This is a genomic window from Paenibacillus xinjiangensis (genome assembly GCF_059686975.1).
The window spans coordinates 1-26,161 of record NZ_JCAALS010000014.1; the positions used below are offsets into that span (position 1 = coordinate 1).

Sequence of the window (26,161 nt, forward strand, 5' to 3'; positions counted from 1 at the left end):
AAGCGAATTCACGGAACTTTAGGGTACGTATCGCCTGTTCAGTTTGAGTCCATGTATTACAAAAGGGGAAGCTAAATGATTGATGTTGTCCACTTTCTTGACAGAGGTCCATTACTACAATGCAATTTCCTATGATTTACTGTTATACACGAAAACAGCGGATTTGATTGTATGAAATACAACCTAAAGAACTTATTACTACCATCCCTGCTGTTTTGATTGCACAAAATACAATGTAGCCTCCAGCTCGTGTGCTCTGAAAGCTATCATTAGGCCAGCGCTCAGAGCATCTGTCTGCGTGTAACATGACTCTGGAAGTCGTGGCCGATTTAGAGCATATCTATGCCGCGCATGCTGATTACACTATTAGCAGGAATGGCACTAGCGCTATCGGGCGCTATTCTACAGATTATTACTAGGAATAATCTGGCTGATCCTGGGCTGCTAGGGCGGCTATTATTTATCTATTCTCCTATCAGCGGAAGGTAGGCTTCACACCGTTCAAGCTTGTTCTGACTGGTGTAGGGTTCTCGTCGTCGCCTTAATTGGCGCCCCTTACTTCGTATACTTGCTGTACCGTTCGAAATAAGAGAATATAGACAAATCCATTTCTATTTCATATGATATAGAAAATAACAATGAAATGAGTAATAGATCCATATAGCTTCACGATAATAGCAAACCTGCCGAAAAGCAGCGACGCAAAACTATAGGGCCTAAGGGTGAGAACCTAGGGCAGCCAGTTGCCGAACGAAGATAGTGATAGGAACAGGCATTTATGCTCGTTGTTATTGCGTAATCTGAACACAGTTCGGGGTGAATCCGGACTGTGTTTTTATGTTCGCAATAATGAACGGGAGGATCATCTTATATGAAGAAAATCATAATTGCCTTATGCGCCGTACTTTTGACTTATATAGCGATCCCCGAGGTGATACTAGCGAAAACAATCTATAAGTATACGACCAATGCCAATTTATCAACGTGGCTGTGGGATACCTCAGAGATAGTTACTCGTCCTAATGCTGTAATGAAGGATCTTATCAACCATTCGGTGAAGGAATTAAGGCTGCAGATAGATCCTACTATTGCTTATAGCAGCTATAAAGCTTTTATTAGTAAAGCGAATGCGAATGGAATTAAGGTTCATGCATTGGATGGGGCACCTCAGTGGGTTGCCGACGATGGCACAGAGCTTCAAACCGCCTTTGTTAACTGGCTGAAAGACTATCAAAAGAAGGCAGCCGTTAATGAAAAGTTTGCAGGCATACATTTGGATGTTGAGCCTTACGAGAATGAAGATTATGAAGATCACAGTGAAAACTATTTGGAAGCCTACCAATCCATGATGCTTGATTTCAAAACCTATTCTAGTGAGCTTGAAATTACATTTGGAATTGATATTCCATTCTGGTTCTATGGTGTGAATTATACGAACCAGTATGGTGCAGGCAATATTGCCGAATGGCTGTGTCAGCATGTGAAGCTGATAACCATTATGGCCTACCGGGATAAAGCGGAGGGAACGAACGGTATCATCAATATTGCTGCTAAGGAAATGAAGCTATTCGAGCAATATAATGTAAAAGGCACGATTGCCGTTGAAACAGGACGGCTTACGGCTTCCACTAACTTTGTAACCTTCTATGAGGAGAGCAAAGCGTATATGGACCAGCAGTTAGAGATTGTATATGACAGCTATAAGACCCATTCGGAATTTAATGGAATAGCCATTCACTATTATGATAGTTGGATGCGAATGAAATAAGAGAGTAGAAGAGAGCAGCCCCAGGCATCGGAGGGGTTGTTTTTTTATCTTACAGTTTATTTCCAAATTTATATAGTTTTCGATAGATTTGTCATAGGTATATAGACATCGGTTCTAATTACCTATAAAATGTAAAAAGGAGGGATTTTGAGGGTGATGTCTAGGAAAAAGGTATGGATACTATTGTTGATGATTTTACTAATTACTGCTATTGTCATTGGTTATGAACAACTAGCCTCAGAGAACCACTCGGAGGAGCGGGCCGTTGTTCCTAAGGTGAACGGAGTTAAATATGTTAGTAAGACGGATGCTTCTTCCTTCTATGTCCTTCAAGGTGACCAGTGGAATAAAATGTTTATCAAGGGCGTGAATATCGGCGCAGGTAAACCGGGGACTTTTCCAGGAGAGGTCGCTATCACCTATGAGGAGTACTATAGATGGTTCGGTTATATATCCGCAATGAATGCGAATACGATCAGGGTGTATACGGAGCTGAGACCACAATTTTATAACGCTTTATATGATTTCAATCAAGAAGCCAAAAAAGAAGGCAAGCCGCTTATCTACGTCATCCATGGTGTTTGGGTGAATGAGAACGATATTCTAACCATTGATGATGCATTCGGCAGTGAAGATAAAATCATGAATGATGTTATCCAGAGCGGCAAAGATATCGTTGATATCATACATGGTAACAACTATCTCCCCGTTCGCAAGGGTCACGCAGACGGTACATATACAGCCGATATTTCGGAATATGTCGTGGGTTGGATATTAGGCATTGAATGGGAGCCTTCTTTTGTTATGGGTACGGATGAGAATAACACTGCACGCAATCATTATGATGGAGAGTTCCTATATACGGAGAATGCTTCTCCATTCGAGGCTTTTCTGGCAGAAGTAGGAGATAAGATTATCACGTATGAGATGGACAAATACAGTATGCAGAGACCGGTGGCATTCTCCAACTGGGTGACGACGGACCCTCTGGAGCATCCTAATGAGCCCTACTTAAATGAAGATCGAGTAGAAGTGAATGTAGAGCACGTGAAATGGCATGATACCTTCAAGCCAGGCATGTTCGCGTCTTATCACGTCTACCCTTATTATCCAGATTCAATGAGCTTCCAGACGGATTATATTGCATACATGGATTCCGAGGGTAAGCCTAACCCATATCTCGCATATCTGGAGGATATCAAGAAGGTTCATACGATGCCGATTGTCATATCTGAGTTCGGTATCCCGGCATCAAGAGGCAAAGCGCATGAGAACGCAGTAACAGGGTTTAACCAAGGGTTTATAGACGAGAAAACGCAGGGCGATATGCTGGTACATATGATTAACGACATTCACACAGCAAATCTTGCGGGAGGGCTGGTCTTCTCATGGCAGGACGAGTGGTTCAAGCGAACGTGGAATAACAGTGAGCTAGATTTGCCGGATTACCGTCCATATTGGTCCAATGTTCAGACCAATGAGCAGCATTTTGGCTTATTGGCCTTTGATCCAGGTGAGACAGAGAACATCAGCTATGTCGATGGGAAGGTTGATGAATGGGCGAATGATGCCCCTCTCTACTCGAAGGATGGAATGAACTTATATATCAAGAGCGATGAAGCGTATGTTTATTTAAGAGTAGATGCACCGGATTTTGACTTCAATAAGGATAAGCTGCTCATACCAATTGATAGTATAGATGGCCAAGGCAATGAGCAATATTCGGAATATGATACAACCTTTAGTCATCCAGCAGATTTTGTCATTAGCATTAATGGGTCTGCAGATTCTCGTCTGCTAGTGGATGCCTATTATGATAATTATTATTTCCGTTATGCGGTACAGAATAAGTTTATTGACAAGAATGAAGCATTTCAGAAGAAAAATTCTGGTCTATTCAATCCGATTATGTTGGCCTTGAGTAGAAGGATTACAATTCCGAATACGGATATCGAGATTCCATTCACCGGTTATGAAACGGGTCTTCTTGAGTATGGCAATGCCAATCCGGACAGTCCGGATTTCAATTCACTCAGTGATTTCTATTACGAGAATGGTCAATTAGAAATAAGAATACCATGGCAGCTGCTGAATGTGATGGACCCCTCGAACAAAGTAATCATTGATGACATGTATGCTCGCGGGAAAATATCGCCACTTCAGATTGAGGGCATTCATGTTGGGCTTGTCCGGATTGACAATCGTAATAAGGAAGAAGACATGCAGCAGGTGCCAATGAACAGGTATACGTGGAAGAATTGGGAGATGCCAACGTTCCATGAGAGGCTGAAGCCCTCGTATTATATTTTACAAAAAGGGTTCCTAGAATTAGAGTCTAGAAATTGAGGTCTGGAATAAAATGAACTGGAAAAAACTTAAAGTACGATACGTGATACTCATCCTGTTATTCGTCGTTCTAGCGGCACCCTTCGTGCTCTGGCAGAGTAAAGGCAGCAAATATCTTGATATCGTAGTGCTTAATAAGACCTTCCCTATACAGACTAACGCCTCTGGAGAGGGGAGTGAGCTGGATTACAGCAAGCAGAGAGGGCTGTTCTGGCTTCTTGGTTATATGGGCATTAAGCAGCCGGAGACTAAAAAAGCATATGATATTCATCGCGATTATTATGGTAACTTTCTGGTGGATGGAAGGCTGGAGAATAAACCGCTTGAGCAACGGCCAACTGTTCCTGATCTGATCTATTTATCGGATATGTATGGCACCGGAGGTTCTAGAATCAATGGGGTAGAGGCCGCAGGGATTTCTGGTATGACTGATGAAGAGATTGCGTTCATTGCAACCAGCTATGAGAAGGGGACAACTGTCATTGGGGAATACAACATTGCAGGAGACCCGACAAAGGCTAACGTATCGAAGGAGCTGGAATCGATCTTTGGCTTGCATTACACGGGCTTAGCGGGCAAATTCTTCTCCGACCTATCCTCAACTGCCGATGTGCCTAGCTGGATCAGAGCTATCTATGAACAGCAATACGGCAGACAATGGAATATGACTGGCGGAGGTATCGTTATAGCTGGCAATAATAGAATTGTCGTCCTACAGCGTGATATTGGTTTTACTGGACGAACACTCCAAGTGAGTATGACGGAAGAGAATACGGATGTCTATAATACGAAGGAGATTGACTATTATAACTGGTTTGAAATTGTGGAGCCAACGAATCAGGATTCGGTAATTGCTTGGTACAACTTGAATCTAACGAAAGAGGGAGAGGATCAGCTAAAGCCATTCGGCCTCAGCCAGAAGCTCCCTGCCATAATTGCTAATCAAGCGAATGGGAAGAGCTCCTATTATATGGCTGGTGATTTCACGGATTACCGAGCGCCGGACAAAATCAAACAGTTCTTGGGAGCAGCCGCTTTGTATCGTTATTTCAGTATCGATAATGAGGGTGATTTATCATACTTTTACTGGAATTTCTATATGCCCTTTATGTCTACCCTATTGCGAGATCTGAAGCCGTTAGACCAGAGCTTATCTTATACAGGGGAGACGGAGAGGTTAAGCGACGGGAAACAGCTCGTGTCCAAGATAACGGATGGGCAGTTCTCGGTGTACAGAAATGGCTCGTGGAATAAGCTGTATGTCAAAGGCGTTGATATCGGGGCTACCATTCCCGGTACGGTAAACAGCGGCTTGCCTGATGACCCAGCCTTTTATAAGGATTGGTTCGAGAAAATTGCAGAGATGAACGCCAATACCATTAGGGTTTATACGTTGATGCCTTCTGAATTCTACCGTGCCCTTGATGTCTATAATTTCAATCATCCTGATAGAGCACTATATCTCTTACAGAATATATCGACTGCTCAGACCCCGCTGGCAGATAACTATTGGGATAGTGACTATAATCGGTCTTATCAGGAAGCCATTAAGCATACAATTGATGCCATTCATGGCCAAGCGACGATCACTGATGGGCAGAATCAGGATACGTACAAGAGTGATGTCTCAGGCTATGTGCTGGGATACTTAGTAGATCCGGGACTCCGTTCAGTATCTGTTGCAGCAACGGATGCAGCGGCTTCCAGTGGGTACACAGGCGAATATGCATCTGCTGGTGCTAACGCTACACCAACCGAAGCATGGCTTGCATCTGTGGTGGATAACGTCTATCTGTACGAGCAGGTCAACTATAATATTCAGCACCCGACTGGCGTGGTTAGCCATCCAGAGGTGGAAAGCTTGTATCATAATCTGTACGGTTCAGCAGCTGATAAGGCCAGCGCGACTGTTACGCTGGGTCATATTGATGTGAGTAATAAAGTAACAAGCGGGCTGTTCGTGGCCCATCGTATTTTCCCTAATCAACTAGGGTTTGCGGAAGGCAGTACGACGGGACACTTATCCTCCTTCACAGGATTCAAGGAATATTTGAATGCCTATGTGAAGGCTCAGAACAAATACCCCGTATTAATTAGTGAATTTGGTCTTCCAACGAGCAATGGCTGGAGCGAAGAAGAGCAGGGTAAGGGGATTTTCACCTTGCTTGCTCATATTAAGGATAGCGGCGCTATGGGTGGTCTAATCTATGAATGGTCTGATGAGTGGGGGAAAAGCAGTGAATCCAGCGCGGACTTCATGATTCCGTATAACCGTGGGGTTCTATGGCATAACATGGTCGATTCTGCACAGCACTATGGCATTATGGCGATGGAGTCAGCAGTTCCTACCACGTATTCGGTTAATATGCGGGGGACCGAGCCCTTGGATACGCTAGCTCTGGCTGCGGATGAATCTTATCTGTACATGAGAGCAGATTTCAGCAAACTGCCTGATTTTAATAAAGAAAGCTTAATGATTTACCTTGATACGATTGATCGTAGGAACGGAGAATATAAGCTTGCTTCTAATCTGGCTGAGACATGGTCAGGGGTAGAGTTCAATATTCGGCTCGATAGTCCGGACCAAGCAGAATTGCTGGTCATTCCAAGCTACAATGCAGCCGAAGGGTCCTACTATACTGCAGTGTCAACCAAGGGTCTATTCGAGAGAATGAAGAAGGAAATCTCACCGGCTTATGTTACACAAGCAGGCAAAAAGGTAGATGCGGTGTATGAGGATGCATCAACCTTAACGGCGGGGTCTTTTGAGAACAGCTCAAGCCACTTTTATGTGGACGATAATCAGTTGAACATAAGAATTCCATGGGCAAGATTGAACTTCTCAGATCCATCCAGCCTTCTCGTAATCAATGATGATCAGAACAAGGGGAAACTAACGAAGAAGGATGCCCTTACAGTCAGAATGACTGATGGTATTGCTGTATCCTTGATGATCATGAACAAAACAACCGAACACATAAATTATTCCTTCCCAGAGAGCATTACTTCGTCAGGATACAAAATCTTTACGTGGAATACCTGGGATACACCAAGCTATAAGCAGCGGTTGAAATCGAGTTATGACATCATAAAGACCGCTTTTGCCGAATAATGCAGACAATGGATAGGAGGGGGACGCATTATGGATAGTGCATGGTTATTGCTGTGGATTTCGCTTGGATTAACAATCACTTTTTTTGTTGCTATTGTATGTTCTTGGATGTTTTCTTATTTGAACCAAATGAAAGTGCAGAAGTCGACTCGAATATTGGAAGAGAAGCTCTCCTTATTATTAGAGCAAGACGAAGAGCGGAAGATCCGTATACAAGGGCTGCGGGATTATGTGAAAAAGAGCATTGCTAGAAAAGAGCTGCTCATCAAAATCATGATTGCATATGATGAAGCCTTTTATAAGAACAATCATAGTCGAATGATTCATATATTGGAGCAGACTGAAGTTCTATCATACTTAATGAAGATGCTGACATCCAACAGCTCCAATAAACAAGCGCTTGCCTGTCGGTATATTGGCGACTTAGGGATAGACTCTATGACTGAGAGTATGTACAAGCTGGTTAATAGCAGCAATAATGATGTTATTTATAATCAGCTGCTAGCCCTTGCCAAGCTGGGAGATCTGAAGGGGTTATCAACGAGTTTGACTGCGGACTCCGGTAATATTAATCTTTCATTCAGAGCTGTTGTTGAAGTGATTAATACGTTTAATGGTTCCAAGGAAGAATTAATTAAAGAAACCATAGAGCTGAGCGATGATTATATGAAAGGAATCTTAATCAAAGCAAGCTCGGATAATGATTGCAGGGGATTAATTGACTGCTTCGTGAAGTATTCGACCAGTGACAATAAAAATTTGAGAATTGCTTGTGTTAGAGCGATTTCTGACTTGAAGGATGCTGCGAACGAGCCCTATGTGATTGCTATGCTTGAGGATAAAGACTGGGAGGTTCGGGCAGCAGCAGCCAAAAGCCTGGAGAAGCTAGGAACGTCTAAGAGCTTTGCTGCACTTGGGAGAACAGTTAACGATAGTGAATGGTGGGTAAGGCAAAATTCAGCTAGTACCTTAATTTCTATTCCTGGCGGAAGAGAATACGCGGATATAATCATTAACGGTGATGACAAATACGCAAGAGAAGCAATCTCAGGTGCTTTGCAAGTGACGTCTTAGCCTATTCGAATTATTCTAGAGAGTTGGTATTTTCATGTATATATTTTGGCAGTTTATTTTATATTTCAGTGGTTTCTGTATGGTGTACACGATTGCCATCAATCTATTCTACAATGGTCAAATGCTGTTATCGGCTCTCGATTTGTTCAAATATCTGAAAAAAATGAAATTTTCCGATTACAAAAGATATATTGATTCTAAAAATATGATTCCTATCTCTATTATTGTCCCTGCTTATAATGAAGAACAGACCATCGTTGATAATATTAAATCTCTGCTGGCGTTGGATTATTATGAATACGAGATTATCATTGTGAATGATGGCTCAACGGATTCAACCCGCGAACGCATCATCAGAGATTTTGAATTAACTAAAGTCATTCAGCCGGTTAAGAAAAGCCTGCCGACCAACGAGATCGATGGTATTTATCGGAACCCTAAATATGAGCGTCTTATATTGGTCGATAAAATCAACGGGGGTAAGGCAGATGCCCTCAATGCTGGAATCAATGTATCGTCATACCCAATCTTTGCGTGCATTGATGCGGACTCCATACTGGAGAATGAATCGTTGATTAAGCTTACTATGATGTTTGTTGAGGACCCTGAAACTATTGCAGTAGGCGGAATCGTTAGAATTGCGAATGGCTCTGATATAAAGGACGGCAAATTGATTAATATGAAGCTTCCAGCAAGCCGGGTAGCAACCTTTCAAATTGTGGAATATTTGCGGGCATTCCTAACGGGACGTACCAGCTTAAGCCGACTGAACTCTGTCCTTATTATTTCTGGAGCATTCGGCGCGTTTAACAAAAGCGTAGTGATTGAGTGCGGGGGATACAAAGTAAACACCATTGGTGAGGATATGGATATCATTATCAAGCTTCATGAAAAAATGAGGAGAGAGAAGAAAAAATACAAGATCAAGTTCATGGCCGATCCGATATGCTGGACGCAGGCTCCGGAATCACTTAAGGATCTGAGAGTTCAACGCAGACGCTGGCAGATTGGGTTGCTGGATAATCTAGTTGCGTACAAGAAGATGCTGTTCAACCCCAAATATGGCTCCGTTGGCATGGTAACTCTGCCTTATTACTGGTTTTTCGAATTATTCGGACCCATTGTTGAATTCCTAGGCTATATTTTCATTCCATTGGCTTACCTATTCGGCTTGCTAGAGTTCCAGAGCTTTATCATTTACTTCATTATAGCCTTTTTACTCGGTACGACGTTGTCCTTGGGGAGCTTATTGTTGGAACAGTTCTCATTCCGCAAGTTCACATCTTTCTGGGATATTATGCGATTAGTACTATTCTCCATGCTTGAGAACTTAGGCTATCGCCAGCTAACGATTCTATATCGTATTGAAGGAATTCTGAAGTTTAGAAAAGGACGGCATTCATGGGGATCGATTCAGCGCAAGAAATTCGTATCTAATGAATAAATGACTAAATGTAAATCTCTTTCCTAGAGTAATAGGGAGGAGATTTTTTTTGATATATGCCTCATTTCTCGAATGTTGCCCAAAAGTACACATTTTTCACTAAAGTTTGAATGGTTCATGAGTGTTTGTACTTATTTCTTCACTAAGCTTGCATTCGTATTCTACTTCTTCACTACGGACAAGGATACAATTAAATCGCTGAGGGAACAGATATTGGTGCGAAGGGGGATAACATCCATATGCTCAGGAAGCTTGGAGAACCATATTACGCAAGGGATCATTACTTAGCTGTTGCTCATTCTGATGTTATTGCTATTGCTGGATACACTCCAAATGGTGACTGGGTATAACCGGCTAGGAGAAAATGAAAGCGCTTTAATTAATTATTAATAGGGGGATTAGAAGACATGAAATCAATCTCTGCATTATCTAAGCTATTGCTTGCAATCATGATTGTATGGCCAAGCGCAATGGTCCCTGCTTACTCGGCATTTGCCGCAGAGCCGGAGATTTCATCGAGCGGGGTGCTATTCGAGGATGATTTTCAAGATGGCAATCTGGAAGGCTGGACGCTTAATAACAGCAATTTCTTTAGTGTTGCTAATGATACAGTCATTACTGGGAATAAAATGCTAAGTGTAACAGTTGGTGATGAGGCAATTGCATCAGTTGCTGCTGATGTAGGAAGTAACTATATCTATGAAGCAAGCATACAACCAGTGGGCGGAGGGTCGTATCCAGGTCTTCTGCTTCGCTATACAGATGTGAACAACTATTTCTTATTACAGCCGCAGCCTAAAGAGAAGAAAATCGTTCTCTCCAAGAAGGTGGCCGGAGTAGGAACTACGCTTAAGGAAATCAATTATCCTGTAAGCACGGCTCAGTGGCTGAAGCTTAGAGCAGTGGTTGAAGGAGATACAATCAAGGTTTATTTGAACGATAGCTTTATATATGAAGTGAAAGATGCTGCATTAAGCACAGGCAAGCCTGGATTCCGCTCAAGATGGGAAGCTGCTGGACTGGATAATGTGTTGGTCTACAGCATTCCAAGTCCTAAGCCTGAAGCGCCAACCGCTCTACAGGCACAGGATATAACTTCATCGGAGGCTACTATTAGCTGGGAAAATGCAGTAGAAGGAGCGTCCTATCGCGTCTATCGCTCAACGGATGCAGCTTCTGGGTTTGCTCCCGTGTATTATGGTACAGACAAAACCTTCCATGATACGAATCTGGCGTCTGGCGTGACCTATTATTATCAGGTTGCAGCAGAGGTCAATAAATACGAGGTCACCTCTTCCGTGCTTCCTGTGAAGACGGTACTGGTGCTGCCAGAAAAGCCGGAATTGCTGCCGGGTATCGTGTCCGCCTATCTGTTCAATGAGGGAACAGGTACGCAGGCTGCACCTGCAGGGGCAAGTGCGAATCAGACGAAGGCGACGCTGACAACGGGTGCCTCTTGGACAACGGATCGTCTGGGCAATGCAGGCTCAGCTGTCGATCTTAACGGTACGAATGGTCATGTGACATTACCGGCTGGGGTACTGAAGGATTTGAACGAGGTCAGCTTTGCCTTCTGGGCTAAGCAGGATACGTTGAAGCAGTGGACCCGTATTTTTGACATAGGACTTGGCACGAACAATTACATCTTCTTCACACCCGCAACGGGCGGAGGAGAATCCCGATTTGTTGTGAAGAACGGCGGCAGCGAGCAGATCGTGGGTATTAGTCCTGCTCAGCAGGCAACGGATCGCTGGATTCATTATGCTATGACCTTGTCGGGCAGTACAGGCGTGCTGTATGTAGATGGCGTTGAGGTTGCGCGCAGCAACAGCATGACGATCAAACCGAAGGATTTGGGCAGCACGACACTGAACTATATCGGACGCTCTATGTTCAGTGCTGACCCGTATTTTGACGGTAAAATTGACGACTTCTATATCTTTAACCGTGCGCTCGGACCAGCTGAGGTTGCGCTCTTCACCTATCCAGAGGATCAGAGCAAGGTAGCAGCGGACAAAGCAGCTCTGACAATTGCCGGAGACTTGTCCAAGGTGATGACGAACCTAATACTTCCCGCTAAGGGAACGAGCGGTGCATCTATTGTATGGGAATCGAATAAGCCTGCCGTTGTGAATGCAACAGGCACAGTAGCTCGTCCGGCTTATGGGGAGCCAGATGAAGAGGTTACACTTACAGCAACGATTAAACGCGGCAATGTCGCTGATACCAAGGAGTTCCAGATTACGGTGCTCGCAGAGCTGTCGGATGAAGCAGCGGTTGCGGTAGACAAAGCGGCTCTCGTCGTCCCTCACGCGGATGGGGCCACTGCGAAGCTGGCGCTTCCTAGCATAGGGGCTAACCGTAGTGTGATTACGTGGGAGTCTGATCATGCGGTTAACCTCAGACCAGATGGCATGGTCAGCAGACCGGCGATCGGTGCTGATGATTTGACCGTCAGGCTGACGGCAACGATCAAGCGGGGCAATGTCGTTGATACACGGACATTCGATGTTACCATTCTCGCTCAGGATGCGGACAGCGCCTACCTGTTCGCGTACAAGAAGCTGGTAAGCAACGTAGAGACACTTCATTATGCGGTCAGCCGCAATGGCCGAAGCTGGACGGAGCTTGGCACTAACCCTGCTTATGTAACGGATATTGAAGGATCGAATACATTCAAGCTGTTGTCCGAGGATAAATGGCTGAAGTACATGTATGCGAACAATACATGGACGCTTGCTTCCGGGGCGGATCAAGCTGGCGCATGGACGCAGGAAGCTGCAAGCTCCTTCACACTTCCTTCAGGAGCACTCGCAGGAAGCTTCAAGCGTATCAACGAAGCCGATTGGAGCCGACTGGTTCATGGCTTGTCGACGCCGAGAACGCTTGATCCGGTATTGACTATATATACCGAGAAGGGCATCCAGCCGCGCCTTCAGGATCTGGTCAAGATTGATTATACGAACAATCTGTATACAACCGTCCCTGTAACATGGGATACGCTTGATCCTTCCGCCTATGCGAATACGGGAACATTCAAGGCGCAAGGTACATTGACAGGTACATCAACAGTCATTAAGGCGGATATCATCGTACAGGATAACACCGGCAAGTCCGATATGATTCGTAACGGGGAATATTGGATCGACGATGAGGGCGGCATGATTCAAGCCCACGGCGGTTATATCATCAAAGTCGGCGATACCTACTATTGGTTCGGAGAAGACAAGGGGCACAATTCAGCAGTATTGAAGGGTGTTGCAGTCTATGCATCCAAGGATCTGAAGAAGTGGGAGTTCCGCAACACGGTGCTTACGACAGCTTCCCATCCAGAGCTTGCTTCGGCGAAGATTGAACGTCCGAAGGTCATTTATAATGAGACAACTAAGCAATATGTGTTATGGGGACATTGGGAGGAAGCGGGTAACTACAACCAAGCGAATGTCGTAGTGGCGGTATCTGATACCGTTGATGGCGACTACACCTATGTGAACCGGTTCCAGCCTGGTGGTATGCAGTCCCGCGACTTCACAGTATTCCAAGATGATGACGGCAGCGCCTATCTATTCGCTTCCTCTAATAATAATGCGGATATGAACGTATTCAAGCTGACGGATGATTATCTGTATACCGAGCAATTGCTGTATACGCTGTTCCCGGGCGGCAAGAGAGAGTCGCCGGCGATTGTGAAGAAGGACGGCATCTACTACATGTTCACGTCCGGGCTGTCTGGCTGGTATCCGAATCAAGGCTACTATGCTTCGACGAAATCCTTGACGGATAAGAATGCTTGGTCCGAGCTTAAGCCTTTTGGAGATCCAGCGACGTACTACACGCAATCCGCTTTTATACTTAGTGTATACGGCTCTGACACAACTTCCTACGTATATGTAGGCGATCGTTGGAATCCAACCGCTTTAAGAAATTCCCAATACATCTGGCTGCCGCTCGAGCTGAACAATGGCATTGCCAAGCTTACTTATGCAGGTGATTGGGATTTGGATGCAGTGACGGGGCATTTTGCAACCTCGACTGATCTGTTGGTATCGCAAGGCAAGCCAGCTGTGGCAAGTGCGCAGTCTGCCAGCAATCCGGCGACGATGGCTAATGACGGCATTTATTTCCATGATTCTACAGGTGACGGAGGCAACGATAACTTCTATGATCCGGGTAGTGTTGCTTATCCGGTGACATGGAGAGTTGATCTGGAGCGGGAGTATGACCTCAGCCGTATCGATACAAGCTGGAGAGAATGGAATGGCTCTGAGGTGTATTATACGTATAAAATCGAAGGCAGCAACAATGATGTGGATTACACGCTTATCGTGGACCAAAGCCAGAACCGTACAACCTCGTTCACCAGCGATAAGCTGACAGGGAAGTATCGCTATGTGAGGCTGACAATCCTCGGTGAGTATGGCCATACGAACAATGCAGGTAATCCAGTAACCTGGTACAAGGGCGTTCATGAGGTGAAGATTTATTCCTCGGATATGCAGATTGATGCGCCGAAGGGGCTGCTCGCACAGGCTGTGAAGACATCCCCTGCATCAGAGCTGACAGCAATCAGCCTGGATTGGAATGCTGTAGCAACAGCTTCTTCTTACAAGCTGTACCGTTCTGAGAGCGTGGATGGCGAGTATGAGGAAATATACAACGGCAGAGCGCTGGCGTACGAAGACTATGGTCTTGCAGCGGACACAACGTATTATTACAAAATAAAAGCTTCCCATGCTGGCGGAAGCTCAGAGTTCTCGGATTCTGCTAGTGCGAGGACATCGGTAGATTGGGATAGTCTCTTCAGGTATGACAATACGAAAGAGATGTTCTGGAAGGATGATGCTGGCAACAACGTACCAAGGGCAACCTTGAAGGGGCCGGATGGCACTTACTATCATTATCAGTACGTCTCCGATAATGGCTTCAAGGAGCTTAGGTTGTATACATCTGACGATGAGAAAGTCTGGGAGGATCTAGGTGTCGTCTTGTCGCGTGATGATCATGCCGAGCTCGCGGCAAGTAAGTTCGAGGCCATGAACTTCACGATTAATAAAGATGGCAAGGTTGTCATCTGGCTTCATTACGAGAACAACAAGGACTATACGCTTGGCAGAGCGGCGGTAATTTCTGGTGAGCTTGGCGGACAGCTGACGTTCCACGGCAGCCTGAGCCCAGGTGGCAATGACTCAAGGGATATTACTTTCTTCAAGGATGACGATGGCACTGGCTACATTGCCTCCGCAGGTAATTCGAATGCGGATATGTTCATCTACGAGCTATCCGACGATTATCTGACGGTTGAGAGAGTCGTAACGAAGGTCTTCGAGGGCAAGCATAGAGAGGCGCCTTCATTAATTAAGAAGGATGGCTACTATTACTTATTCACCTCTGAAGCGGCAGGCTGGTACCCAAGCAAAGGGATGTACGCATCCGCTACCTCGCTGGAAGGCCCATGGTCAGAGCTGCGCAGAATCGGCAATAATTCAACCTTCTCTGCTCAATCTGGCGGTGTCGTACGGCTTCAAGGAGCAGAAGTGACCAGTTTCCTGAACATGGCGAATAGATGGGTAAGAAATGCAGGCGAGTCCGCTCAGCGCTGGCTGCCGGTTACGCTAGGCAATGGCTATGCCAAATATGAGTATTACGACAGCATTATGTACAGCAGCGCCACAGGTGTAGTCGTTCCCGAGCAGAATGGCCGTCTGCTGTCTCTTGGCAAGCCGGCAATTGCGAAGAACGAGCTGGAGAACAGCCCGGCTACGTATGCCAATGATGGGAATTATACGACAAGCTGGGTTGGTACGAGCAGCACATGGCCATCATGGTGGCAGGTTGACCTTGGTGATGTGTACAGTTTGACGAATATACAGCTGTCCTGGTATTTGCATAATGGATCGGAAGGCTATCCGCAATATAAGGTGGAGACGAGCACAGACGGCGTTAACTTCACCACCGTGCTTGATCGGACAGACACTAACAAGATTTATGGCTTCACGTCCGACAGATTGAGCGGCAATGCAAGATACGTAAGAGTGCAAATGCTGAACTTCGTGCTGCACAACAACCCGGGCAACTGGTATACACCGCAGCTTGGCGAGGTGAAAGTATTTGGCTTGACCTTGGCAGAGGCGAAGGCGGCACCGACAGGTCTGAGAGTCGCAGCCGCGGATGGGTCTGCTGCATTGTCTTGGACAGAGACTGAGCATGCGATTGGCTATAACGTCTATCGCGCAGCATCTGCGAACGGCAGCTATGTCAAAGTGAACGTGAATCCGATCACGGAAGCGAGCTATACGGATATCAGCGCAGCTCCCCTGACGAAATATTATTATAAAGTGACGGCTGTTCATTACACGGCAGAATCGATGATGTCCTCTACACTTGTAGTGGAGACAATCATTGGTTTGAAGGTGGATGAAGCAACAATGACAAGCGTGAAGCTGTCATGGACAGCTATTGCTAATGCGACGGGCTATACGGTATACCGCGGGGAGTCGCTGGAAGGTGAATTCATGGCGCTTCAAGCAGAAGCATTAACAGCGACAGGGTATGAAGATAGTGAATTGGAAATAAACAAAACCTACTATTATAAGGTAACGGCGTGGGTGAATGGGCAGGAGTCGGCACCTTCGGACGCACTGATGGTGAAGACACTGGCAGATCCGCCAGCCATTCCTGCTGAGCTGGCTGTAGCTGAAGCAACGCTATCGAGCATTGCTCTGTCATGGACGGCTGTAGAAGCAGCTGAAGGGTACAACGTATACCGTGCTGCATCGGCAGATGGCCAGTATGTGCTGGTGAACGCTGAGGTGCTGGGCTCAGCAAGCTACACAGATAGCAGCCTTGCAGCAAATACGACGTATTACTACAAAGTAACCGCTGTTAATCCGAAGGGTGAATCCGAGCTGTCGACTGCTGTGGAGGCAAGAACATTGCCGCTGCCGCTGACAGTTCCGACGGACCTGAAGGTTAACGAAACAAGTGCAACAAGCGTATCCCTATCATGGATATCCGTTGATGGGGCAACGGGCTACCTTGTATACCGGGCACTAGCGGCAGATGGTCCGTATGAGGCCGCTACTGCACAACCGATTGCTCAGGCTAGTTACACAGATACTGGTCTAGCATCGGAGACGACTTATTACTACAAAGTAAGTGCAGTAGAAGGTTTGAACGAAACGGAGCTATCTGCAGAAGCAGAAGCAACAACGACAGAGGCCGTTGTCACACCTGAAGTACCGGTTGTGCCAACAGGACTGTCGATAAGAGAAGTTACTTCTACAAGTATATCGTTGACTTGGACTGAGGCAGATAACACAGTTGGGTACAACGTCTATCGTGCAGACACGGTTGAGGGTCCTTACACCTTGGTAACAGCTGAAGCATTGACTACAGCAGGTTACACGGATAGCGGGTTAGCGGCTGATACGACGTACTACTACACAGTGACAGCCATTAGTACGGAGGGTGAATCTGCTGGGTCGACTGCGCTTCCTGTGAAGACGCTGCAAGAGGACGGCGAGGTTAACCCTGAAGAACCGGGTAATGGGCCAACAGGATTGCTTGCTAGTTCAGCAACAACATCAAGCATTACAATCAGTTGGAACGAGGCAGCTGGTGCTATTGGCTATAATGTGTATCGCGCAGTAGCGGTTGATGGTGAGTATACGCTATTGACGGCAGAAGCCATTACTGCAGCAAGATTCACTGACAGAGGATTAAGTGCGAATAAGACCTACTATTACAAAGTAACGGCTATTCTTGAAACAGGTGAAACCGAGGAATCGGCTTCGTTGCAAGCGAAGACCAAAGCTGCTCCTGTTACACCGGTTGATCCTAATCCGACAACACCGCCAGTGACAGGCAGCACGACAACGGTGAAGCCTGGAGACAGCGGCATCATCGTACAAACTCCGGCTGATAGCAATGGCATATTGCAAGCGCAGTTGTCTGCAAGCGATATAGCCACAGCGGTTAAGGCAGCTAAATTAGGCTCGGTGAGCATTCAGCTAGAGCCTTCGGGTGCAGGTTCGGCTACAGGAGCCAAGGCAACAATTCCTGTTCAGAATGTGACAGGCTCTTCGCAGGCGGTAGAGCGAGTAGTTGTGCAGTCGGGCAATGTGACAGTCACGATTGATGTGACACCAGAAGCGGGCATTCTGACTGAAGGCTCTAAGCAATTGGTGCTTGAGATGAAGGAAGTGTCAGCCTACGCTCTGCAGGAGAGCGTAAGAGAGCAGCTTGGCGATCACCCTGTATATGATTTCAGCCTGAGTGTAGATGGTACAACCGTCAGCACCTTCGGTGATACGCAGTCGATCACGGTTGAAATGAACTATACGCTGAAGCCAGGTGAACAAGCGCATCAAATCGTTATCTACTATGTAGGCGACGATGGCAAGCTGGAAATCGTCCGCAATGTGAAATACGATGAGGCAACAGGTCTAATCAGCTTCCAGCCTGCACATTTCAGCCGTTATGCGGCAGCCTACAACAACGTTCAATTCACTGATTTGAATGAAGCAGCATGGGCACAAATAACGATTGAGACGTTAGCGGCAAGAGAAATTGTAAGTGGAACGGGCAATGGTGCATTTAATCCCAACCGTGCTGTGACGCGTGCGGAATTCGCGCAATTGCTGCTTGGAGCACTCGGCATGATCGATGATCAAGCAACAAGTACTCTGACAGATGCCAAGCAAGGTGCATGGTATTATGCAGCGGTAGCATCCGCACAGCAGCTCGGTATTATTAAGGGCAGAGCAGATGGAAGCTTCGGCGTCAACGACACGATTACTCGTGAGGAAATGGCGGTTATGCTATCTCGGGTGGCAGAACTGACAGGATTGCTGGATGGCTTGATACTCAACGAAGCTACTGCGTTCAAGGATCAACAGGCTATTGCAGCTTATGCGCAGAAGGCAGTCAGCGACATGCAGCAAGCCGGTCTAATCAACGGCTTCAATGATGGCAGCTACAAGCCTCAGGAGCAAGCAACAAGAGCTCAAGCAGCAACGGTTATTTACAAGCTGCTCGGACTGTAATAGCCAGCATGCTGGCACATAGTAGGTAAACGGCTCCCGCCAGCTTCTGTAGAGAAGCTGGCGGGAGTTTGTGTTAAATAGAGCCGTTCGCTTTCAACTGAAAGCAGAACGGCTCTTCGATTTACACGACAAAACGCTTATTCAGCTCTGTCAGTTCCGTAGACATGGAGCGGATCGAATCTGCTGAAGAGCTGACCTCGTCCATGGAGATGATCTGGGCAGCTGAATTGGCGGCGATGTCTTCGAAATGCTGGGCAGCCTGTCTTGAGATTCGTTCCATCTCTTCAACGGATGCTGCGACTTCTTCGAATTCCGCAGATACTTGCTCGGATGCAGGAGACACCTCCTGCAGCTGATCGTTCACCGTCACTAAGCTAGAGAGAATCGATTGGAATGCTTCTCCAGCTTCTTGTACCAGTTGAAATCCGTACCCACCTTCGCGGTGCTCGCTTCCATGCTGGAGGAGAGCAGGGCGGTTTGCTCCACGATTGTGGAGATGAGCTCACCGATCTGCGTTGCAGATTGCTGGGATTGTATCGCCAGCTTCCGTACTTCCTGCGCCACGACAGCGAAGCCTTTGCTATGCTCTCCAGCATGCGATGCTTCTATGGCTGCGTTGAGGGCTAGCAGATCTGTCTGTCTAGCAATACCGGACAGCACGTTCGTAATTTCTTCTATTAGCTTGGCGCGAAGCTCTGTATAATACGCTGTCTCGCCAGCTTCCACGCTAAGTTTCAGATATTCCGCGGAATCGATTAGCTTAGCCGCATTCTCAGCAACAAGCCTCGCTCGTGCTCCGAGTGAGCTTTCTACCAGCCCTGTAGAGGAGCGATAGATTGTAAACCCAAGCACTGCTCCAGCCACCAAGATGAGACAGGAATAAAAGACTACCATTCTTGTTAATAAACGATTCAACCCTATACCCCTTCCGTGGTACCAAACTTTTACTAGCATTATTTCACAAGATTCGACTAGGTTATGGCTAGCCCTAATATCAAAATGCGGCTAGTACAGCAGTTTTTCGTTGCAGACAGAGTAAGATGTAGTAATGAATATCGTGGCTGGAGTGCTGTCTAGCTCCCGCCAGTGAAAAAACTGCTCCTATATCTCCATTGTCGATTGCTATTCGCTGCCCTTATAATGGCTAATATAGTGATAATAATTATCAGTAAATAAAGAGGCAGTTATGGTTAAGATGAGAAACGGGCTTATGCTATGTGCATTAGTTCTGATGTTAAGTGTGGTTCTGGGGGCATGTGGCAGTATGAATGAGGCTAACAGCGTGAATGAGGTTAGCTCAAATACAAGCAATAACAGCTAGGTTAAGCAGACAGCTGGATATTCAGGCTGGATTACTGCTGACCGGGGGTACATCAAGTGAAGTGGGACCTTCATAAGGGGAAAGGGTTGAAATGGTGAGATGAGTGTAGATGATCATATTGGGATGTGGAATCAGGCAGTAATTCGCGTAATGGATGTTCGTCATATGGTGATGGAGTTCAAAGAGCAATTACTTGCCTATCGACTACCCAGCAGTGCTTTCTTGTTTACTACGCGCGGCAGTGCGCAAATCTCGCTTGATGGTAATGTGAGCATGGTGCGACGGTTTCATGTGCTGCATGGCGGCAAAGGTGCATGTCTGGACATCGAAGCGGGGAATGAATTTGAATGTTATCTTATTTTATACAAAGCAACGTTCCCGCCACCGCTTGGCTACGAGCTGCAGCTCATACTGGAAAGAGACAATCCATTCTTACAGCAATATACGTTCACTCCGCAATACCCAATTAGCTTGATGGACAAAGTAAAGCAGATGCATAAGGAATGGAGACAGCCAGAAGTGTTAGACAAACTTCATACTAAAGCGCTGTTCTATCAATTTGTTTATGAATTGCTATGGCAAATACAGCGACAGGGCATTGAAACGAGCAATCCAGATTTGTCTGAGCAAGTTGTTCGTTATATGAGGCAGTACTACCATCAGGCGATTACTATTGAGGATATAGCACAGCTGTTTAATTATAGTCCACAGTATTTATCCAGAAAATTCAAGGAACAGACGGGGCAGAGCCCCATTCATTTTCTGATTACATTAAGAATGGACAAAGCGCAGGAACTATTGCGAACGACGGATGCGAACTTGCAGGAGATTGCCACCAGAGTCGGATATGCAGACCTGTTTTATTTCAATCGGATGTTCAAAAAATATGTGGGAATAGCTCCAGGCAAGTATAAAAGTGGAAAAGTAGTTAGCAGCAAACTACAATATTCTGCAAAAAAAGCGTTAAAATCCTCCATTGTGAATCTGTTCAATCAACGATATATCGATAATGAGGATGACAATCATTATCAATTAGAGGTTGAGGGGGATTTTACGTTGTACAGAAAATCAATACCATCTATGTCAGCTGCCATGTTGCTATTCCTAACGCTTGTACTCAGTGCATGTGGAGCAGGAGGGGCTAATACGAATGCGGTGAATGGGGGGAATAACACTCAGGCAAACAACGTGACGAACGTTCAGAATGTAGAGGTAAATCAGTCAAGCTCTACTGTAACTGGGGAGACCAAATCAGTTACTACGATATTTGGAGATGTTGTAATTCCTGTAAGACCGCAGCGAATCGCAGCTGTTGATTATCTTGGAAGCTTGGTCGCTTTGGGGGTGACTCCTGTTGCTTCGTCGGAATGGCTTATGGAAAATCCTTATATACAAGACAAAATAGAGGGAATTGTGAATATTGATGACTCTTTGGAAAATCTAATAGAGTTGGAGCCTGACCTAATTATTACTTTATCAACTGAACAGGAGAAATATGATGCTTATAGCAAAATAGCTCCTACAGTAAGTGTTCCTTATGATAAATTCAACAGTGTTCATGAAGAAATAGCGTATTTCGGAGAACTGCTGGATTATCAACAAGAAGCATCCACATGGCTAGCGGAATATGATGCTCGTGTAGCTGAACTTAGAGCAGATTTAGATCAGAAACTTCCCTCCGGGACAACGATTAGCGTATTTGAGGATCAGGAGAAGTCTATCTATGTTTTCGGCAGTATTTCTGGTCGGGGAGGACGCGCCATCTATCAGGTGTTAGAGCTCGAGCAGCCAGCGGGAGTTAGTGATGAGATTAATAAAAATAAATATTCCCCTTTATCCAAGGAAATGTTGGTGGATTTCGCTGGTGATTATATTGTGCTGACGAGCAGCTCCAAGACGCTGAAGGATTATAAAGAAGACCCGATATGGGGGCAATTGGAAGCTGTCCAAAATGATCGCGTATATATCTGGGATGAAGAACGGTCATGGTTTCAAGATCCGGTCGCGTTGCTATCACAGGCTGAGGAACTATCGAACTGGTTGATAGAGCAGTCTAAGCTATAAGAGCCTACAGGCAACAGGGCATCTCTAGTACTTCGATGAAACTAGAGCGAATAAATGCACAGGCAGGCAACACCTAACAGAGAATGGAAAGCGGAAGCCCTCCTCACGGAGGAGGGCTTCCGCTTTCCATTTTATTATTGTCTGCCCAGCCGAATATGCGATTTATTATTAGCGACGTGTCTTTGGGTCGATTCATGTAAAGAATGGTTTACCGGTGTAAAAGTTTAGCATTGCTATTGAAATCGCTTTCATATATCTTCTTTATGAAAGAACAAATTTTTGGAATGAGAGGGTGCTGTTATGAGAGTCACAGTCAATAAGCTAGTTATGCTATTGGTAAGCATGTCCTATCTTCTGCTTACGGGGATACCGGGACAGTCAGGCTCAGCCTATGCTGCCAGCGATGAATTCGACGCTCTCCGCATGAAATGGTCAAATTTATTGACCGGAGCGAACGAGTACACTTTGCCGATTGCAGACTCGTCCTTGCAGGACAAGATCGAAGAAGCAGACGCCAAAGTTACATCCTGCGTTTCGGCTGCACCTTGTACGACTGGTACAGGCTATTGGGACCTTATGAATCGGGATACGGCAAACCGCACTTATTTATGGTTAGACAATGATTTCACTTCGACTGACTACAGCGCGGTCTCGGGTAATATCAGCAATTCATATGGCAGGCTGCTTGCGATGATGACATCATACTACCAGCCCGGCTCAGCCCTCTACCAGAACGCCACGCTTAAATCCGACGTCATTAGCGCATTGGACTGGCTCTACGCGAACAAGTACAACACGACCGTCACGCCTTATGGCAACTGGTTCCATTGGCAGATCGGCATTACTCAGACATTGACCAAAATAACGGTGCTTATGTACAGCGATCTCACTTCTACTCAGATAGGCAATTACATGGATGCGGTCTACCGATTTATTCCGGATCCTTACGCCAAAACTGTGCAGAAATCGTCCTATCCGAACGTTACCGCTTCAGCTCCAACGATGACGGGAGCAAATTTAGCTGATCAGGCCAACAGCGTAGCCTTGCGCGGCATTATCGTGAAAGACGGAGACGCGATTTCGGCTGCGCGCGACTCGCTCAGTGATATTTTTCCATACGTTTCTTCCAGCGATGGGTTTTATACGGACGGTTCTTTCATTCAACACACGTATTTTCCATATATCGGGGCGTACGGCTCAGCGCTTCTAAATGGCATTGGGATCATGTTGTATGTGCTAGATGGGTCTACTTGGGAAATAACGGACACTATAAAGTACAATGCATACAAATGGATCTTCGACTCCGTTGAGCCGATCATCTACAACGGGAACGCAATGGATATGGTACGTGGCAGAAATATCGCGTTTGGCCCGGATATTTCTACACCATTAGATAAACGGACGAATATTTCCACCATAACAGGGGCGGGTCTTATTTCCTCGATAGTATACCTGACCCTCTCAGCGCCGGATGATTCGTATACATTGGGCACGAACTACCCAAGTGATCCGAAGCATGCGTTGAAGAGCATGATTAAATATTGGCTTGAGCAGGATAGCGGGAATACGTATTTGACGAAATCGGCTTCGGTCTATTTGTATACGCAGGCGTCGGAGGTTCTTGATTCAGCATCCGTATCTTCGCGTGGTGAACTCGTGATGCACAAGCAATTCCCGAATATGGACCGTGCGGTTCAACTGCGTCTGGGCTTTGGGTTTGGGCTAAGCATGTCCTCCAGTCGAATTGCCAATTACGAGTCAGGCAACGGTAACAACGTTCAAGGCTGGTATACTGGTGATGGCATGACGTATCTGTATAACGACGACAACACACAATATGACAACTATTGGCCGACGGTTAACCGTTATCGGCTACCGGGCACGACAGTAGATACGCAATCACGGACGAATGCGGTCAGCTGGAAGAATTATTTAAGTGCAAATTCCTGGGTCGGCGGTACAGGCATTCTAGGGTTGTACGGTGTCAGCGGCATGGATTATAAGGCTTCAGGTGACCTCAACTCATCGGGCAACGTTCTAACCGCGTCGAACTTGACGGCTAAGAAGTCATGGTTCATGTTCGATGACGAAATCGTCGCACTGGGGGCTGGCATCTCGAACACCGGACAGAGCGGTAATGGCTGGAATGGGGAAGCGCGCCGCGTCGAGACCATCGTGGAGAACCGGAAACTGAACGATGCAGGTAACAATGCGCTGACAGTGAATGGCGAGGCAAGAACGACAAGCCTCGGTTGGTCGAATACGAATTCAGGTACGAACTGGATTCATCTGGAAGGAAATACACCGGCCAGCGGTTCAAGCATCGGCTACTACTTTCCGATGACGGAGACAGTTTCTATGGTACGTGAGGAAAGAACGGGAACTTGGTCCGACATCAACACGGCTACCCCGACAACGAAGACCATTTCGACAACAGCGGATGCATTCGTCCGTTCGGGCGACTCCAATCACGGCTCGGATACGACGATGATGGTCAAGAATGACAGTGGAACCTATTCTCGTGAAAGTTACATTAAGTTTGATCTGAGTAATCTGGTTCCTGATCATACGGTGATAAGCGGTGCTTCTGTTCAGCTTGTACCAGAGTTTAAAGGAACAACAACCAATACGATTCAACATACAGCGGAGCTCGTAACGGACAATTCTTGGACGGAAACAGGCATTGTATGGGACAATAAGCCAGCTTCGATGCAACTTGATCCAAGTCAGGCATGGACGAGTATAACGGTAGGAACACCAGTTTCCATCGATGTTACGAATGCCGTTGAAGCGGCGCTCGCAACCGGCAGTAAAGTTGTCTCACTGCGTATCTACGCCAGTTCGGGAACAGATTCCAATGGTTGGGTTCAATACGGAACCAAAGAGAATGCCAATTCGAATTATCGGCCAAAGCTTGTCCTTTCTGGCTATAAAGAGCTTCAAACCGCAAACTACATGACGATGACGATTAATCACGGCACGAATCCGACGGAAGCTTCATATGCCTACGCATTGCTTCCGAACAAAGACAGTTCGCAAATCGAGGCATACGCTGCAAATCCGGACATTGAGATTCTCGAAAATTCCTCTGATCTGCAGGCTGTTGCCGAAAATAGTCTGAACGTCATTGGGGCGAATTTCTGGAAAGACGCGTCGAAGACGCTAACAGTTAGCGGAACGTCGTTCTTAACGAGCAACAAGAAGGCGACCGTAATGACGAAGGAGAATGCAGACGCGGATCTGGAGGTTTCCGTATCCGATCCAACGATGCTGAACTCCGGAACGATCCAACTTGAAATCAATCGGGTAGCCTCTGGCATCATCTCTTCCGATCCAGAGGTAACGGTGACGCAGCTCAGTCCGACGATCAAAATGTCAGTTAACGTGAACAGTGCTAAAGGTAAAACGTTCAGCGTCAAATTTGAGACGCCATATGACGTGAAGCTAGGAGCGGAGGCGGATGCTATGATTCGTGATGGCTCCTATGAGAACACGAATTTCGGCTCGAATGCCGTTCTTGAAGTGAAGGACGACGCAACCAGTTACATGCGGCGATCATTATTGAAATTCGATTTGTCTTCTCTTTATGGTACCGTTACAAGCGCCAAGGTGCTGCTCGTGCCAACTACCGCAGGCATGACGGGGATAAGCAATAAAGCGGAATATATCAGCGACAATAGCTGGACGGAGTCAGGTGTAACCTGGAGTTCTGCACCGGCTGTGGGCAGCGTACTTGGTAGCTGGTCCGTACCTTCGGTTGGTAAGGCAGTTGAGCTTGATGTGACAAACCAGGTGAACGATGCGCTGGCAGGAGATAAGAAGCTATCCATCATGCTGTCCGCTGTTGCCAACTACGGCGCTAATGGCTGGGTGCAATACGGCTCGAAGGAAAATGGAACCGTTGCGTACCGCCCGGCGCTAATCGTAGATCAATTGTAATAGTGATTGATTAAAGAACCTATCCCGAGGCCAAGCTTGAAGCGGTTCA

10 protein-coding genes, 1 pseudogene and 1 riboswitch are annotated in these 26,161 nt (G+C 46.3%); of the genes and pseudogenes, 9 read left to right on the plus strand and 2 right to left on the minus strand.

From position 1 onward, the window contains the following. Window positions 1-333: 333 nt before the first annotated feature. The 7 genes and pseudogenes from AC6ESP_RS15155 to AC6ESP_RS15185 form a co-directional block, all read left to right on the plus strand. Window positions 334-533 (plus strand): annotated as a pseudogene (locus tag AC6ESP_RS15155) (iron chelate uptake ABC transporter family permease subunit); the annotation flags it as partial. A gap of 133 nt (window positions 534-666) precedes the next feature. Continuing rightward, window positions 667-751, plus strand: a riboswitch (cyclic di-GMP riboswitch). Between the two features lie 120 nt (window positions 752-871). Continuing rightward, on the plus strand, window positions 872-1,768 hold the full coding sequence (locus AC6ESP_RS15160; protein ID WP_497097562.1) for an amidase: 897 nt from the start codon (window positions 872-874) through the stop codon (window positions 1,766-1,768). Between the two features lie 156 nt (window positions 1,769-1,924). Beyond that, window positions 1,925-4,114 (plus strand): family 2 glycosyl transferase, encoded by a 2,190-nt coding sequence (locus AC6ESP_RS15165; RefSeq protein WP_497097563.1) that lies wholly within the window; start codon window positions 1,925-1,927, stop codon window positions 4,112-4,114. Between the two features lie 13 nt (window positions 4,115-4,127). Further along, on the plus strand, window positions 4,128-7,226 hold the full coding sequence (locus tag AC6ESP_RS15170) for a hypothetical protein (RefSeq protein WP_497097564.1): 3,099 nt from the start codon (window positions 4,128-4,130) through the stop codon (window positions 7,224-7,226). A gap of 30 nt (window positions 7,227-7,256) precedes the next feature. Then, window positions 7,257-8,300 (plus strand): HEAT repeat domain-containing protein, encoded by a 1,044-nt coding sequence (locus AC6ESP_RS15175; RefSeq protein ID WP_497097565.1) that lies wholly within the window; start codon window positions 7,257-7,259, stop codon window positions 8,298-8,300. 79 nt (window positions 8,301-8,379) lie between these two features. Further along, the gene (locus AC6ESP_RS15180; RefSeq protein WP_497097566.1) at window positions 8,380-9,744 is read left to right on the plus strand and encodes a glycosyltransferase family 2 protein; all 1,365 of its coding nucleotides are present in this window, start codon (window positions 8,380-8,382) and stop codon (window positions 9,742-9,744) included. Between the two features lie 407 nt (window positions 9,745-10,151). Continuing rightward, window positions 10,152-18,788 (plus strand): immunoglobulin-like domain-containing protein, encoded by an 8,637-nt coding sequence (locus AC6ESP_RS15185; protein ID WP_497097567.1) that lies wholly within the window; start codon window positions 10,152-10,154, stop codon window positions 18,786-18,788. Window positions 18,789-18,909: 121 nt separating this feature from the next. Here the strand turns inward: AC6ESP_RS15185 and AC6ESP_RS15190 are convergent, their stop codons facing one another. Together AC6ESP_RS15190 and AC6ESP_RS15195 are read right to left on the minus strand one after the other, a co-directional pair. Then, complete coding sequence (locus AC6ESP_RS15190) at window positions 18,910-19,152, minus strand: hypothetical protein (RefSeq protein ID WP_497097568.1); 243 nt, start codon at window positions 19,150-19,152, stop codon at window positions 18,910-18,912. A gap of 5 nt (window positions 19,153-19,157) precedes the next feature. Next, the gene (locus tag AC6ESP_RS15195) at window positions 19,158-19,703 is read right to left on the minus strand and encodes a methyl-accepting chemotaxis protein (RefSeq protein WP_497097569.1); all 546 of its coding nucleotides are present in this window, start codon (window positions 19,701-19,703) and stop codon (window positions 19,158-19,160) included. A gap of 505 nt (window positions 19,704-20,208) precedes the next feature. Here AC6ESP_RS15195 and AC6ESP_RS15200 point away from each other — a divergent pair. Together AC6ESP_RS15200 and AC6ESP_RS15205 are read left to right on the plus strand one after the other, a co-directional pair. Next, on the plus strand, window positions 20,209-22,173 hold the full coding sequence (locus AC6ESP_RS15200; RefSeq protein WP_497097570.1) for an AraC family transcriptional regulator: 1,965 nt from the start codon (window positions 20,209-20,211) through the stop codon (window positions 22,171-22,173). A 300-nt stretch (window positions 22,174-22,473) separates the two neighbouring features. Further along, complete coding sequence (locus AC6ESP_RS15205) at window positions 22,474-26,112, plus strand: polysaccharide lyase family 8 super-sandwich domain-containing protein (protein ID WP_497097571.1); 3,639 nt, start codon at window positions 22,474-22,476, stop codon at window positions 26,110-26,112. Window positions 26,113-26,161 lie beyond the last annotated feature (49 nt).